Below are 14,441 nucleotides of genomic sequence, written 5' to 3'. Positions count from 1 at the left end.
ATTATATCGAGATCATCCAGAATATTTCGCGTAATTTCAACTCCATGCAGTTGATGCGCGACCGTATCGTAAATAAACGTAAAAGAAAAAGGCAAGGTTAATGATAATACAGCAAAAATGCAGTCCACTAATCAGTTAGGTGTTTAGCTCATAATACTGCATAAGCTGAAAAAGGAGGTTCGATAAAAGTTGCGAAAGACTTCAGTTCCCATATCGTTACTGATATAATAGGAACAAGAAACGGTACAACAGGTTATATTTCAGTAATTTGCACAATTTTTCATACTTGGAGACAACTCGCTTGATATTAACTTTGTAACAATCAAAAAAGTATGAAAACGAGTATGAGCAGATCGACTTTCAAAATCCTCTTCTACGTGAAGAAGGGCAGCGAGAGAGCCAACGGCTATCTCCCCCTGATGTGCCGTCTTACGGTGGACGGCGAAATCAAGCAGTTCAGCTGCAAGCTGGACGTACCCCCGAAACTTTGGGACGTGAAAACGGCACGTGCCACCGGCAAGAGCGTCGAGGCACAGAAAATCAATGCGGCGGTTGACCGGATACGTGTGGACGTGAACCGTCGTTACCAGGAACTGATGCAGTCCGACGGCTATGTCACTGCTGCCAGGCTGAGGGATGTCTACCTCGGACTGGGCGTGAAACGGGAGACTTTGCTGAAACTCTTCGAACAGCACAACGAGGAGTTCATCAAGAAAGTGGGACACAGCCGCGTACAGGGGACATACAACCGCTACCGTACCATATACAAGCACCTGTGCGAGTTCGTCCCGAAAGTGTACCGACGTGACGACATCCCCCTGAAGGAACTCAACCTGACCTTCATCAACAACTTCGAGTATTTTCTGCGTACGGAGAAGAAATGCCGCACCAATACCGTATGGGGTTACATGATCGGGCTCAAGCACATCATCTCCATCGCCCGCAACAGCGGTGCACTTCCCTTCAATCCCTTCGCCGGGTACATCAACTCCTTCGAGAGCGTTGACCGGGGCTACCTGACGGAGCGTGAGATACAGACGCTGATGGAGGTCCCGGTGAAAAGCGGGACCTGCGAACTGGTACGTGACCTCTTCATCTTCTCGGTGTTTACCGGACTGGCATACGCAGACGTGAAGGCGCTGACGACTGACCGGCTCCAGACCTTCTTCGACGGCAACCTCTGGATCATCACCCGCCGGCGGAAGACGAACACCGAGTCCAACATCCGCCTGCTGGACGTTCCCAGGCGCATCATAGAGAAGTACAAGGGGCTGTCCAAGGACGATCATGTATTTCCGGTACCGAGCAGCAGCAGATGCAACGTCATATTGAAGGAACTTGGTAGGCAGTGCGGTTTCAAGATACGGCTGACCTACCATGTTGCCCGGCATACGAACGCCACCACCGTGCTGCTCTCGCACGGTGTGCCCATCGAGACCGTAAGCCGTCTTTTGGGTCATACGGATTTGAAAACCACCCAGATATATGCCCGGATAACCAACCAGAAGATCAGCAGCGACATGGAAGTCCTGTCCCATAAGCTGGAAAAGATGGAGAAGGAGATATGCGATGCCATCTGAGGGAAGGCATTTACGGGACGAGTGATTTTTCCCCTTCTTCATCAAAGTTCCGCCGTCCCCGCGGATCTGCGCGTTTTCCCTCCGGTTTCCGGCAGAAAATTTCCGTACGGTGAAATTTTCTGCCGGAAAAACGCTCCGAATGCGCGGGTGACGGACGGGAAAATTGATTCAGAAGGCGAAAACTGCGACCGACGTAGTGCATGTGCGACAAGGAAAAAGGAAAAGAATTGTCCAGGAGCCCCTTTTCATGTCGGGATACGGCATGAAAAGGGGCTCCGGCTGTGGTGAAGGCTCTCCTGCTCCCTCTGCATTGCATGTACGGGTGGTTTTGCCCATATCCACGTCCGCCGGTATTGCTTCTTTTCCGACAGCCGACCATCCTGTCACTTCCCTGTAATCCTCCTCAAAATCAACACCGCCGTATAAACTGCATGAAAACCCGGGCACGCTTCCTGTTTCCAATCCCATATCCATTCCTTCCGCAACATCACGTATTGCCGTTCTCATTTCATATCCTTGAATATTTCTCCAAACATACCGAAGACAGAAAAGCTGCATGGAATCTAAATTCTCACCGGACAGACAATAGATAGAAGGAAGTAATCTGTCATCCTCATTTCTTGCGGCAAAAATAGTTGTTTTTCAGGCCGGTCCCGCAAGGCGGCCCTGCGGGCTGGTTGCTCGTGAAAAAATCTTCCTCACGCTTCGCGTGAGCGTATTTTTTCACGGCAAGCCTTGCCGGAGACCGCCGAAAAACAAACTGGAGGAAGCACAAGAAATAAGAATGCCTACCCGTGTAGGCCATGTATAACGTACAAATGTACGACTCAAAAAAAACATAAGGCTATGGCAGACAAGAGCGCAGAAAAGGAAAGACTGTTCAACGAGTGGTTCACAAAATCCTATGACAGGTTGAGAGGGACGTTACGCCGGTACGGAATGCTGGACGAGGACAATTTCCATGACACCTACCTTTTCGTAAGAAGGCAGGTGCTGGTTCCCGGAAAGGACATAACGGACTATGACGCGTATTTCATCGGATGCTACAAAAAGGCGGCCCTGGTAAAGATTAAAAGGGAGAACCGGTATGCACACCCTGAAGATGATTTCTTCCTCCGATGTGGCGAGGAGGCAAAATTCCTTTCCGAGGACGACCTGAACGGGTGCGAGAGGCTGGTTAAGGACATACTGCGTTTCGTAAGGCAGAAGTTCTCCTACGAGGAATACCGGATGTTCATGCTCAGGTTCTATGAGGCGCAGTTCTCGTTCAAGGCACTGGCGGAATGCATGGGTATCTCGGCATCGGCCATATCGCAGAAAGTATGCAGGATAGTGGACGCGGTACGTACCCACAGCGGTTTCGCATGGAGAAGCCGGATGCTGGCGGTGGAAAGCTTCATGTATTGAAAAACGAAAACAGTTCAACCGATAAAAGAAAGACAATTATGGCACTGATAGTATACAACAGGGAAAACTCCCGTCCGCAGGAAGTCACATACAAGGGAAAGCGGACCATCAACCTTGACAGCAGGGGAACCGTCTATCTGTCAAAGACGATGTCAATCGAATTGGGAATCCTCGGCGGTGGACGGGTGAACTTCGCCCACGATGACGAGACGGGTGACTGGTATATCTGCCGGGCCGACGACAGCGAGGGGTTCATCGTCTGGAAGGATAAAAGATGCGCAAGGTTCTCGGCCGGGTTTATCGTGCAGAGGCTCATGCGGCAGGCGAAGGTGGAGAGGAAGAGCGTGCAGTTCATGATGGCGAGGATGCCGGTAGAGATTGGCGGGGTGGCCTATTACAAGATACTGCTCTCGAATCCGATACTCAGATAGAGGCATGGGCCGGAGTAGTCCGGCTGTATATGACATGATGGAGACAGGCGCATCCGACGGGACAGGAGCCCGGAGGGTGTGCCTGTTTTTATGCGCCGCCATGTTTACACACGGACATGCGGTTGTCACCGGCCGGCATAAGGTCACTCCGGCAAGACCGGGAAACAACATTGCCGGCGGATAATGATATCAGTACGGGATGTGCCGCCATTACAGGAACGGACCGTTCCACCGATACACGGGCAGCCCGCCCCAATTTCAGAATAACATAATGACATAATAAAATAAGGGTCTTTTTTTATAATGGAATCCCCGTATCTTATTGCCATACCGGAAAAATGTTTCCATGTCCCGCCATGTTATGCCAATGTCGTCACCGGATCATAATTTATAAAGAAAACACTCTGTGTATAAATACTTTATGAGCAAATTAAAGTCGTTCATCCGGTGGAAAGAAAACGAAGGGACGGCCGGTATGACAACCGCCCGCCCCTTCATTCACGATCCCGTACGGAACTTTTCTAAAGTTCCTCCGGTCTGGTTCTCGCCTCCCTGTAGCAGCCGTCAAGCAGCTTCTCGATGTCGGAAGAACGGTACAGTATCTTGCCGCCTAGCCGGGTGAAGGCAAGCAGACCGCTGTCCCGGTACTGTTGCAGGCTGCGGCGGCTCACTTTCAGCTTTTCAGCCAGTTCGCGGTCCGTATAGAAGTTCTCGCCCGCCATCGCCGGTGACCTGCCGGCAAAGAGACGCTCCATGGAAACGGAGAGACGCTCAACGGTAGAGAAGAACTCTCTTATATGCTCGCTGCTCTCACGGGTGAGCAGACGGTTATCGGTATTCATCATGACTTGATCTTTTTTTGTTCGACATTCGTTTTTCATGGCCTTTCAGATCGACCTTCCCATACTTTCAGCCCGCTTGCGGCGCTCCTCCACTATCCGGATGATACTTTCCACGTCCCCGGGCTTGTAATAAGTCTTGTGACAGATCTGTGTGTATGCCAGCGTGCCGTTGTCACGGAGGGTCTGCAGGGTTCTCGGGCTGACCTTCAGCAGCAGGCACACCTCCTGGTTGTCCAGCCATTTCTTCTCCTCTATGTCGCCGTACAGCCGGCAGAGGGTGTCCAGCCGGTCCGCGAACGTCCGGAAGGCCGAGAGCATCGCCTCGAAGGTCCTTGCCTCAATGTTCACTATTTCCATAATCACTGTAATTTCAGGTTTGACATCTGTTTCATTCTCTCTTCGGATCCGGATTCCGTGCCGCAATTTAGTGAATCCCAGCGGAACATCCTGAATTTCAAGACAGGATGACTACCTTTGACACCATATGCGTGCCTGTTTCATCCGCAAAGTAAATGATTGTTCCCGGATATGGTTCCGGCCCTTCATCAGATGTCATTATATGTCATCAGATGTCCGGAATAGATATTCAATTGGAATCGAAGCGATCTTTCTTTTTCATAAGATGTACTTTTATTGATTTATACAATAGAAAGATGCGCCAAATGTTATCGTGGAGACGCTTATGAACATGACGGATGTCCATCAGTTTTGTCCCATCCCGGTAAAGAGGCCGGTTATCAGGATGTTCTTCCATATCCGGACTGAAAGATGCCTGCCGGACAAACACTGATGCGGGCATCAGTGTTTGTAACCGGCCATTAATAATTATAACCAACCATTAATGACCGGTTATAATCATTAATGGTTGCAATCGGTCTTTAGTGATTGCAACTGCATCCGTAAAGTTCATGCCCTGCTTCCGATGCGTATAATAATGAAGTTCTCACCGTCCGTACACCCTGAAGCAGAGAATGATACAGAAGAATACGCCAACAGAACCCTAAGTGTCGATCCGTCTGTTTTTTATCGTTTTATTTGCCGGCGACAATCGGTTTCCCGGTATATGGGAAACCATCGTATCAACGTAAATCCAAGTTTCTATGAAAGAAGGAAAAGAAGACATGCCCCTTGTGGGAAAAACGATGGCGGAAGGACATACGCACCGTATGGCCGTCCTGTGTGAGAAGTTGGGAAGTACCCTCAGGGAGATACTTGACGGAACCTGCCCACAGCCGGCAAAGCCGGAGAAGGCACCGAAGCGCCCGGCTTTGGAAAAGTATCGGGAAACTTATCTCATTCCCCCTAAAATCAAGGGACCTAAAGCCGTGTTCATCAGTGAGGAAACTCGTAGTGCCCTGGACATGATCGTCCTGAGACTGGGCTGCCGGGGAATGAGCGTATCCGGGCTGCTGGAGAATCTGGCAAGACGGCATCTTGAAACCTACCGGCAAGACATCGAACGCTGGAGGAAACTTTAGAGTACCGGTGACTGTCAGACCGTGTGAATGACTGCCGGTCGTATATCAGCCGGAACGGATGACTGTAGAAAATATATGTACACCTCCGGCGGATATACTTTCATTGCCACCTTCCGGACCAGGAATGGAAACGGTTATCTGAAACCATTGATATTAATATTTCCTGTTGTTTTGAAGGGTGGATTCTGTAATAGTAATAGCAAGGTTATGTTTCCGGATTCCCGAAAACCCTTGCTCCCCAGCGCCCGGCGGTTGCAGGGAGGGTAAATCCACTCCCGCCGGTCGCAGATTTTGGAATGAAAGAAGTACGGACGAAAAAGAAAAAACATATGACAAAGGATATGAATGAGATGAAGAAAAAACGCGGCCGTCCGGCACTGGGCAGGACGCGGAAGCTGACCAAGGGAGTGACAGTGAAGTTCTCCCCCGTCAGCTACGAGGCTCTCAGATTCAGGGCAAGGAAGTCCGGCCGGAGTCTGGCGGTCTATATCAGGGAGGTGGCACTGGCGGCCACCGTTACGGCAAGGCATACGCCTGAAGAGAATGCGCTGCTGCGCAGCCTGGCGGGAATGGCGAACAATCTGAACCAACTGACAAAGCTCTCGCACCAGACAGGCTTTTACAGGACAAGGCTGCTGATAGACGGGCTGCTGGGAAAGCTGAAGCGGATCATGGTCTATCTTCTCGGTATGTTGAGCGACAGTCCTTTCAAGTTCTGACAAACGTTTATTAATGGAATACCCCTTTAAAAGATAATCCTTTAATACACTATTCGCCCATTTCCTAAAAAGGGTTGCGTTCTTGCTATTAACCCGATATCCTATTGACAGAATCGCATCAAGATTATAATATTTAGTAGTATATCTCTGTTTGCCGTCATTACCCATATGTTCCAAAATGGAACATGTGCTATCTATATCAAGTTCGCCGCTTTTGTAAATGTTGTTCAAATGTTTGGTAATAGCTGGCCTTTTAGTCCCGAACAAGTCGGCTATTTGTTCTTGTGTCAGCCAAACGGTTTCATCTTCCAACCTCACTTCCAACTTGACCGCTTCATCCGGCTGGTATAATATGATTTCTCCCTGTTCCATTGCTTACTTACCTTTTCTTAATTCATCAAGCCTCTGCATCGCACCGCTGAACTTCTCACCAAACATCATATCATCGGGCAAAACAAACCAGGTGGGAATACCTCTCGACTGTGGATTACCTATACATTCATCTTGCCCGTTCTGTTTGCGGTAATCGTCCCATTCACTATAAGCGATGTTCCAACGAATACCTAATTTATAGGTATTTTCCCATTTAATAATAGCCAGTGAATAGGCCGGATCATCTTTGCCGTCATAAATCACTTCTACAACTTCAACCACCCCTTTAGGGGAATTTATAAACTTCGGATTTTTATACGAATAAGTGCTCATGTCTTTTATTTTTTATTTATAGCACACAAAGATACTCAAAAACAAATATATACATATATACATACGTATGATTAACGTATAAAAACATTTATGGTTATTCTAATCTTTGATTAATTCCGGTACAGAAACAAAACGTACCGAAAGACGGAAACAGGATTTATTTCGGTACGCTTCCCCGATCGGTACAAAAAACACGCAAAAAACGAGAAATACTACTTTTAGTATTTTAGTATATTAGTATTTTAACTATATTTGCGGACATGACAACCATTTAAAAAACTGAATTTATGAGCAAAGCAAAAGTAATCTCCGTATTGAATCACAAGGGGGGAGTAGGAAAGACCACAACCACGATCAACCTGGGCGGCGCGTTACGTCAAAAAGGGTACAAGGTTCTTTTGATCGACCTTGACGGGCAGGCCAACCTGACCGAATCGCTGGGCTTCTCCGCGGAGCTTCCCCAAACGATCTACGGCGCGATGAAAGGCGAATACGACCTGCCGATCTACGAGCATAAGGACGGTCTTAGCGTCGTTCCCTCCTGCCTGGATCTCTCGGCCGTTGAAACGGAGTTAATCAACGAGGCCGGGCGGGAACTTATCTTAGCCCACCTTATCAAGGGCCAAAAGGAAAAATTCGATTATATCCTGATCGACTGCCCCCCCCCTCGCTGTCGCTGCTCACGCTTAACGCACTGACGGCCTCGGATCGGTTGATTATCCCGGTTCAGGCTCAATTCCTGGCAATGCGTGGAATGGCCAAACTTATGCAGGTCGTCCACAAGGTGCAGCAACGTTTGAACTCGGATCTTTCGATCGCCGGGGTCCTGATAACCCAGTACGACGGAAGAAAGAACCTGAACAAGAGCGTTTCGGAACTGGTACAGGAAACATTCCAGGGCAAAGTGTTCAGCACCCATATACGCAACGCCATTACGCTGGCCGAAGCCCCGACACAAGGGCAGGATATTTTTCACTATGCCCCAAAATCTGCCGGGGCAGAGGACTACGAGAAGGTATGTAACGAACTGCTAACAGAAATAAAGTAACCATATGGCAAAGAAGAACGATTTAAAAAACAGTATGTCGGCCGGGCTGACCGGGGGATTAGACAGCCTGACCCAATCCACGGCCGGGCAAAAAGAGGCTCAAAAGCCGAAGAAAGCGAAAACCGTGCATTGTAATTTTGTCATGGACGAAACCTATCACCAGAACTTAAAGCTGATCGCGATCCGCAAAGGCGATTCGCTAAAATCGGTATTGCAAGAGGCTATATCTGACTACTTGGATAAAAACAGTTCCCTGCTATAACAGCGTATCGGGAATATACAGGGCAAACACTCCACAAAAGAAATTCTCCAGGAAAAAGGTACGCAAAAAGCACCCCTACACATCAAAAAGTATATTGAAAATGCGATTCCCTATAAAAAACCCGTTGGCAGGGTTAATCTTGCGTATGTTTAACCTGCCAACGGGTACGATATTAATAAACGTTTGGATTAAGGTTGGACGTTTACGTCTTTATCTGCATCAACCCAGCCTGTTGTCTCTGCATCAAACTGGATCGGATTCAACACAGCCTCTCCCTGATCATCATAACCACCACCGAAAATCAACGTGTAGATATGACGCTTGCCCTGTTCCCATGTATCTCCGAACGGAACATAAATTGTTTTGTATTCGCTTGCTGAACCCAACAGATAAGCTCCGGACTGCCGGATTTTGCAGGCGATCTCCAGATAACATTGCTTCGCATTATCGGCCTCCAACTTGCTTTTGGTGGCTGTTTCGGAAACTTTCCAAGCAGTCAGCTCCTGTGGTATATTCAGCATAGGAGTATTTGTGGTAATATCGGTAGCTTCGGTATTGCTATTGACCGTGATGTTTGCGTTTTTCACTACGGTAAATGCGTGTGGAAATGCTAAATCAGACGAACTCCAACTTCCCGTTCCATCGGCTGCCGCAGGCAATGTGAAGGCGCCGGCAAATTTGAAATTATGAATCTTGATCACGTCGATGTCCACCTGCATGTTATCGTATTGGGTCTTTGCTTTGAATACGACCTGTGACAGAATATGTTTGAAATTAAATTTCACTATTCCGTTGTTCATGTCTTTTGTCTGGCCTTTGGCCATGGCATACATCACGTCGTAGTTTGCATGAGTAGTACCGCTTCCATACTCATCCATGCAGGTATAACTTATCTTTTGGACATCCTTGGTGGCTTCCCAACTATAAAACACTATCATGTCTTCACTAACCGTTCCGGGATTGAACGCGTAAAAGTCCAAAGCCTCGGTAGGCCAATAACGAAGGTCGTTCGCATCGTCATAATCCCACTTACCATTTTTGTACACGATCTTCACTCCGTCATGTCCAAAATCCGTGTCTACCTTTCCCATGAAGGCAGTACCATCCGCCGTAAAAGCGAACACGTCGAAATCGGTGCTCGTCAAGTTGGAGGGGGTAGTAGGGGTAGCCCTCGTTTCCGCCGCATTACTTAACACGTTAAAACCAATCGCATTCCGCGAGGAGGTTTCCACATTCGCAATCTCCTCGTCTGAGCAACCCATGAGTAGCGCTCCAAAGATTGCCCAAAGCATTACTGTACTTTTTTTCATAAATAAAAACAAATCAAATTGATACATATAATTAATAAACTCGATTACTTAATAGTTGACATAGCGTTTACCCGGCATCCAATCCGCACTGAAAACTCAAATATCCGTTTACAACACTATATCCACATTCACATCATCCCAATCATCAACGTCCACATCAAATCCCGGACCGCCATTTCCCGGCTCGGATGGTACCTCATAATCAAAATTCAACACCAGATGCACATCACCGATATGCCCCGCTACCGGGACATCATGCACTTGGTCGCTCACGTCCTGTTCCAATACAGACATGCTGCCGGAACGGTTCTTGAGATACAGCCGGAAAACATTGGGCTCTCCTTCAAGTGCGGAATGTCCAAACGTATAGAATCCGCCTATAATCTGATTCCGTGAAACCATTCCATCAAAGAGCAGGCTCTCCGAAAGACCGGCGGGCAAACTGTCGCCGGACATGTTAAGCGAGCCGGACATGCCGGAAAGAGCGGCCCGCAAATCCGCCACCCTATCCAGTCCCCGAAGACCGTTCACCTCATACGTGTAGTGACATACCATGTTTACGGGAGTTAGCCGTACTATCTCCGCGCTTCCTCCCGGAATGTCCTTGAGGATAACTCTGTCTATATGGTCGCCACACAGCCAGGGTGGGGTGACGGCCATTGTCCGGTTATCCGGCGACCGAACATCACGCGTATCGGCAGTAAAAAGCGTGTAACTGCCGTTTTCTTTCCAAACCATCCCGTCGGTATCGTAGTTGAAGCAAATTACCCGGTAATCATTCTCGGGGAGCTCCACTTCCCCATCCTCTCCTCCGGGGAAATCAAATATCCACGTGTTGCTTTCATCATCGGTCGGATAAAATACGACCCTCATGCCTTCAGGCTTGTCATGATTGGAAATCTTGGTCCAGTCGAATATTACCCGCACCGTGGCAAAGTGCGGATGATCGTAACATAAATCCTTATGCTCACAAGCCGTCAGTCCTATCCATAAAAATATGAACACCAGACTAAAGCGTATCCGTATCACTGCCTGCCTCCTTTCTTCCGGCTATAATTCCCCCGCCCGATCAACCACACCAAAGAGATACCCGCCTTGGTCGGGCCGAACCAGCGGCGGTTTTTAGTGGTCTGCCATACATAGTGACCGTCCAAAGGGATGTACTCCTTGTACGATCCTCCAAGGTAGCCGATTCCCAACGTGAAATCCACATTGAACCGATGTCCCACAGGTAACGAGTAGCCGTAAGCCACGCCTCCCCCGTAACTCCATTTATCCCCCAAGTAACCTTTCCCACCCAATTCGAAATCATAGGTGACGATCTGCCCGTACAATCCGACATGATGCCCGGAAAACGGTTTTTCCACCGCTCTCCGACCGAACCAGCGGCGCAACTCCACATCTCCCCCATAGATACGCCAATAATTATGCTTCCGATCACTTTTCCACCAGGCATACATCCAATTCCCGGCCACAGACCAGTTCTTCCCCAAACAGAACTCAACCCCGATGTCAGGTATCAAAACAGCGTCATAAAGCAAGTTTGTTTTCACCGCCATGCAAAACGGCCGTTTCTTTACCGGAGCTATGACGGTAACGGTATCACGGATGCACAACGTATCACGTGTATGTATATATACCGTATCTCTGACGGGATTTATCGGATCACTATCATAGCATATTTTCACCATCGACGAACGAAGTTTCGGAAAATGGAATTTATACAAATATGAGTATGGCCTCCCCCCTTTCAGTCTTTTCAGTTCTCCCCCCAAATAAGGGCTGTCCTGGTTTTCCAAACGGACGATCTTCTCCAACAAACGAAGGACATCCTCCCTCTCCGGAACATTCACATCCGCTCTCACCATCGTTATAAGTCCGTTCCAGTCGCTTCCCGAAAAATGAAAATCCCTCTCCAATACCGGAATCTTTATATAAGGTGATATATACCGCCACAAAACCTCTGCTCGTTTTTCAGACAGCCTTCCATTCAACAGCCCCCCTCCTTCCGGGGAAGCTCCTCCTATTATTTGAATTTTCCTGATAAGACGGACGGAGTCGTTCAATGCGGAACAGATTTTAGCAAACCGCTCCATCTCGTTCCCATTGTCAAGTAAACATGTATCTATATTTACCTTTCCTTGATGAAAATAGATCCTTACCGAATCACGCTTCTCCTGAGCGGATATTTCTCCGCTTATACTCAACACGAGCACGAACAATACACATTTAATATAAAAACCTCTTTTCGTCATTTAATCATTTGTTAATATGACAATCCAAACCCAGGCTTTTACACCCCCTGAATTTCAACCGCTAAAGATATGCACCTATAAACCAACCTCCAAAGCAAAAAACAAGTATTTTAAACTTATAAATACTTAAAAAGACAACCACACAACAGCTACAACACTTACCACAGCAGCCAATCACGCTTACACAACAATTAAAAACACTTAACATCATAAAGAAAAGTACTTAAACATACAAAAAAAAAAAACAGTTATTTTTGCAGGAAACATTATACTTAATAACACTTAAAACAATAAAACACATGAAATTCAGCACAAAAGCCGCTACTTTTCTAAGTTCAATAAAAACTCAAACTTACGACAAAAAAGAAAGCGAAATGATAATAACGTATCAACAAAAACGTGTCTTTCATCTATCCCTGCTCATGCTGGCCTTATGCGCACCCATATACATATATTCAGTTCCATTTCCCAATGAACAGTTTTATTATATTAACAGCGTATTATTCCTGTTTATCATTATGTGCACTCTCGCTTATTTTAAAAAGAGAGTAAATCTGACCACGACCTTTTCCATTATACTGATAGCCATACATATCGAGATTTTTATCGAGATAATTTATTGCTCAATATGTAGCGGATATGAATATAGTTATCAAAGAGCATTGATAATGAGTAACATTACTATCTCTCTCTTATTTACCATGCTTTCCATCTGTGCCTATATGAGTAATATCTCCATCCTATTGTCCTCCCTTACCATAGCTTCCTATACAATCTGCACACTTATCACCGACGAACCGTTCCTATACAGTTATCTGCCTTTGATCATCATCATATACACCATGATCCCCTTATTAGGAAGATCCTTACACAGTAATATCAGCAGCTTGCTAAAAAGTAGCAACTTGCTAAAAGAGGAAGAGGAAATGCTTTTGAAACGTCTCCAAATGAAAAAGGAAGAACTATTCGCGTTCGCCGAGTTGTTAAGCGAGAATAACCCGGAAGAAAAGACAAGCTCCCTGTTAAACATAATAGGGGAACAATCCAAAGAAAATCTTTTTACAGCCCTTGCCGCATACCAGAAAAAGGAAAAAAGTAAACTTGATACAATCAGGAGAATATATCCCAATTTATCCCCGTCCGAATTAAACATCTGCCGTTTAATACTGCAAGACAAGACCGTCAGCCAAATATGCGAATTATTACATCGGAGTAGCGGAAACATAACCAGCCAACGAGCGAACATACGTGCCAAACTCGGACTGAAAAAAAGCGACAATTTAAAAGAAGCATTACAAGAACGCATGAGGCTGTATGAAGAAGAACACCACCGGCAAGAGGAGTTTTCAGCCATGCGTTAGGGATTGCAGAGTAAAGCCCACAGCCTTTAGGCGAGGACTTGAAACGTAAAGCCCGACCGTCCCACGGGAACGCCCAAAAGAAAAAAAATCCCCCGAACATTCATCCGGGGGACATTCAGGTCGTCACGTCAATTATAATACAGATTAAGATCATCCATACCGATCTCCTTCCCGTCCCGGAAAGAAAGGCTCTTTTTCTCGATCTCCTTTCCGTTCTTGTAAACGGTCACAACCCACTGCATCGGCTCGTTCACGACACCGTCCTCCCCGTCCACGACACTACCGGAAACGGCGAACTCGATCGCCTTTCCCGTCGTGGTTAACGTCACCTTTTCGACGGCCAGTTCTTCATCGCTTAGAATCAACGGGCTTGCGAGGCTTTCCCCCGTCGCCCCGTCTTTCAACCGCGTACCGTTGGCGACTACCACGACCGACTTAATGAAGCTGCGGAAATCTCCCGACTGCTCGATCGTTACCTCATACATCGCCCCTTTTCCTCCCGGTTCGTCGTCGTCCTTGCTGCAACCGACGAAACACAATGCCATGCACACGCATACGGCCGACAAATACAAATACTTTCTCATACCTTCAATTATTTAAGTTTATAAATAGATCACGCACCCCAGGCCGACATGGTTGTTATTCCGGAGAATGGAGTTAAACAACATTTCAAACCTGTATTCGGCAAAAAGAGCCACTTTCGGGCTTAGCAACATTTCCGGCCTTATCCCGACCTCGTATCCATACACGAAAGCCTTGCTTTTCGCCAGGTACACAAGATCGCTTTTCGCCTTGGCTTTTTGGTAGCCGATCGTCCCGGCTGCGATCCCCAGGAGCGAGAATTTCCGTCCTTTCAGGGCGTAATAGGCCAGCTCCGGGCCGACCGTCACGGTGTTTGCCTTTACCAGATCCCGGTTTAGATTCCGGTAATTAAGGTTTGCCCCCACCTTGAAAGCCTTGTACACCTTGTTCGAGGGCTGGAACAAAGGATGGGAGAACTGGGGCGGAAACCAGCAGTTCGACTACCTCGAACCCTATGCGGA

At 47.4% G+C, this 14,441-nt stretch carries 16 protein-coding genes and 2 pseudogenes; 8 read left to right on the top strand and 10 right to left on the bottom strand.

The window, feature by feature from the left end; genetic code table 11:
- The first annotated feature begins 332 nt into the window (after positions 1-332).
- Positions 333-1,580 carry a site-specific integrase gene (locus tag ACESTR_RS15185; protein WP_004330052.1) on the top strand — a complete coding sequence of 416 codons (1,248 nt, stop codon included), beginning with the start codon at positions 333-335 and terminating at the stop codon, positions 1,578-1,580.
- A 168-nt stretch (positions 1,581-1,748) separates the two neighbouring features.
- Here the strand turns inward: ACESTR_RS15185 and ACESTR_RS15180 are convergent, their stop codons facing one another.
- The gene (locus ACESTR_RS15180; protein ID WP_004330051.1) at positions 1,749-2,138 is read right to left on the bottom strand and encodes a hypothetical protein; all 390 of its coding nucleotides are present in this window, start codon (positions 2,136-2,138) and stop codon (positions 1,749-1,751) included.
- A 288-nt stretch (positions 2,139-2,426) separates the two neighbouring features.
- Here ACESTR_RS15180 and ACESTR_RS15175 point away from each other — a divergent pair, with 288 nt between their 5' ends.
- Together ACESTR_RS15175 and ACESTR_RS15170 are read left to right on the top strand one after the other, a co-directional pair.
- Positions 2,427-2,987, top strand: a complete 561-nt coding sequence (locus ACESTR_RS15175; protein WP_004330050.1) for a sigma-70 family RNA polymerase sigma factor — start codon at positions 2,427-2,429, stop codon at positions 2,985-2,987.
- A gap of 38 nt (positions 2,988-3,025) precedes the next feature.
- Complete coding sequence (locus ACESTR_RS15170; RefSeq protein WP_004320820.1) at positions 3,026-3,418, top strand: hypothetical protein; 393 nt, start codon at positions 3,026-3,028, stop codon at positions 3,416-3,418.
- Between the two features lie 521 nt (positions 3,419-3,939).
- On the opposite strand, the gene ACESTR_RS15165 is transcribed toward ACESTR_RS15170, so the two are convergent.
- Both ACESTR_RS15165 and ACESTR_RS15160 read right to left on the bottom strand, forming a co-directional pair.
- On the bottom strand, positions 3,940-4,263 hold the full coding sequence (locus tag ACESTR_RS15165) for a helix-turn-helix domain-containing protein (RefSeq protein ID WP_004295308.1): 324 nt from the start codon (positions 4,261-4,263) through the stop codon (positions 3,940-3,942).
- 42 nt (positions 4,264-4,305) lie between these two features.
- The gene (locus tag ACESTR_RS15160) at positions 4,306-4,617 is read right to left on the bottom strand and encodes a helix-turn-helix domain-containing protein (protein ID WP_004330047.1); all 312 of its coding nucleotides are present in this window, start codon (positions 4,615-4,617) and stop codon (positions 4,306-4,308) included.
- Between the two features lie 743 nt (positions 4,618-5,360).
- Here ACESTR_RS15160 and ACESTR_RS15155 point away from each other — a divergent pair.
- Together ACESTR_RS15155 and ACESTR_RS15150 are read left to right on the top strand one after the other, a co-directional pair.
- Positions 5,361-5,738 (top strand): DUF3408 domain-containing protein, encoded by a 378-nt coding sequence (locus ACESTR_RS15155; protein WP_004330044.1) that lies wholly within the window; start codon positions 5,361-5,363, stop codon positions 5,736-5,738.
- A 329-nt stretch (positions 5,739-6,067) separates the two neighbouring features.
- The gene (locus ACESTR_RS15150) at positions 6,068-6,457 is read left to right on the top strand and encodes a plasmid mobilization protein (protein ID WP_014776481.1); all 390 of its coding nucleotides are present in this window, start codon (positions 6,068-6,070) and stop codon (positions 6,455-6,457) included.
- On the opposite strand, the pseudogene ACESTR_RS15145 reads toward ACESTR_RS15150, so the two are convergent.
- Positions 6,413-6,829, bottom strand: a pseudogene (locus ACESTR_RS15145) (virulence RhuM family protein); the annotation flags it as partial. The gene ACESTR_RS15150 and the pseudogene ACESTR_RS15145 overlap by 45 nt on opposite strands.
- 3 nt (positions 6,830-6,832) lie before the next feature.
- Positions 6,833-7,162 (bottom strand): hypothetical protein, encoded by a 330-nt coding sequence (locus ACESTR_RS15140; RefSeq protein ID WP_004327465.1) that lies wholly within the window; start codon positions 7,160-7,162, stop codon positions 6,833-6,835.
- 287 nt (positions 7,163-7,449) lie between these two features.
- Here ACESTR_RS15140 and ACESTR_RS15135 point away from each other — a divergent pair.
- Positions 7,450-8,210 (top strand): annotated as a pseudogene (locus tag ACESTR_RS15135) (ParA family protein).
- A gap of 4 nt (positions 8,211-8,214) precedes the next feature.
- Entirely contained in the window at positions 8,215-8,472 is a 258-nt protein-coding gene (locus ACESTR_RS15130; RefSeq protein ID WP_004328504.1) for a hypothetical protein, read from the top strand.
- Positions 8,473-8,660: 188 nt separating this feature from the next.
- Here ACESTR_RS15130 and ACESTR_RS15125 read toward each other — a convergent pair whose 3' ends face one another.
- From ACESTR_RS15125 to ACESTR_RS15115, 3 genes are all read right to left on the bottom strand, one after another.
- Positions 8,661-9,782, bottom strand: coding sequence for a fimbrillin family protein (locus ACESTR_RS15125; protein WP_227042928.1), 1,122 nt, complete (start codon positions 9,780-9,782; stop codon positions 8,661-8,663).
- A 108-nt stretch (positions 9,783-9,890) separates the two neighbouring features.
- Positions 9,891-10,811 (bottom strand): DUF5119 domain-containing protein, encoded by a 921-nt coding sequence (locus ACESTR_RS15120; RefSeq protein WP_009276884.1) that lies wholly within the window; start codon positions 10,809-10,811, stop codon positions 9,891-9,893.
- Positions 10,808-12,037, bottom strand: a complete 1,230-nt coding sequence (locus tag ACESTR_RS15115; protein ID WP_278713983.1) for a DUF3575 domain-containing protein — start codon at positions 12,035-12,037, stop codon at positions 10,808-10,810. Before ACESTR_RS15115 ends, ACESTR_RS15120 begins: the two co-directional genes overlap by 4 nt.
- A gap of 299 nt (positions 12,038-12,336) precedes the next feature.
- Here ACESTR_RS15115 and ACESTR_RS15110 point away from each other — a divergent pair, with 299 nt between their 5' ends.
- Positions 12,337-13,398, top strand: coding sequence for a LuxR C-terminal-related transcriptional regulator (locus tag ACESTR_RS15110; protein ID WP_007756689.1), 1,062 nt, complete (start codon positions 12,337-12,339; stop codon positions 13,396-13,398).
- Between the two features lie 128 nt (positions 13,399-13,526).
- On the opposite strand, the gene ACESTR_RS15105 is transcribed toward ACESTR_RS15110, so the two are convergent.
- Complete coding sequence (locus ACESTR_RS15105; protein WP_014776477.1) at positions 13,527-13,982, bottom strand: DUF4425 family protein; 456 nt, start codon at positions 13,980-13,982, stop codon at positions 13,527-13,529.
- Positions 13,983-14,000: 18 nt separating this feature from the next.
- A complete protein-coding gene (locus tag ACESTR_RS15100) occupies positions 14,001-14,345 on the bottom strand; it encodes a conjugal transfer protein TraO (protein WP_167537974.1) in 345 nt (114 codons plus the stop codon).
- Between the last annotated feature and the right edge of the window lie 96 nt (positions 14,346-14,441).

Origin of the sequence: Alistipes sp. DJF_B185 (assembly GCF_964250025.1) — a bacterium.
In the GTDB taxonomy this organism is placed as follows: Bacteria; Bacteroidota; Bacteroidia; order Bacteroidales; family Rikenellaceae; genus Alistipes; species Alistipes finegoldii.
The sequence above is the reverse complement of the archived record's forward strand: the minus strand, read 5'-3'. Positions and strand labels throughout refer to the sequence as shown.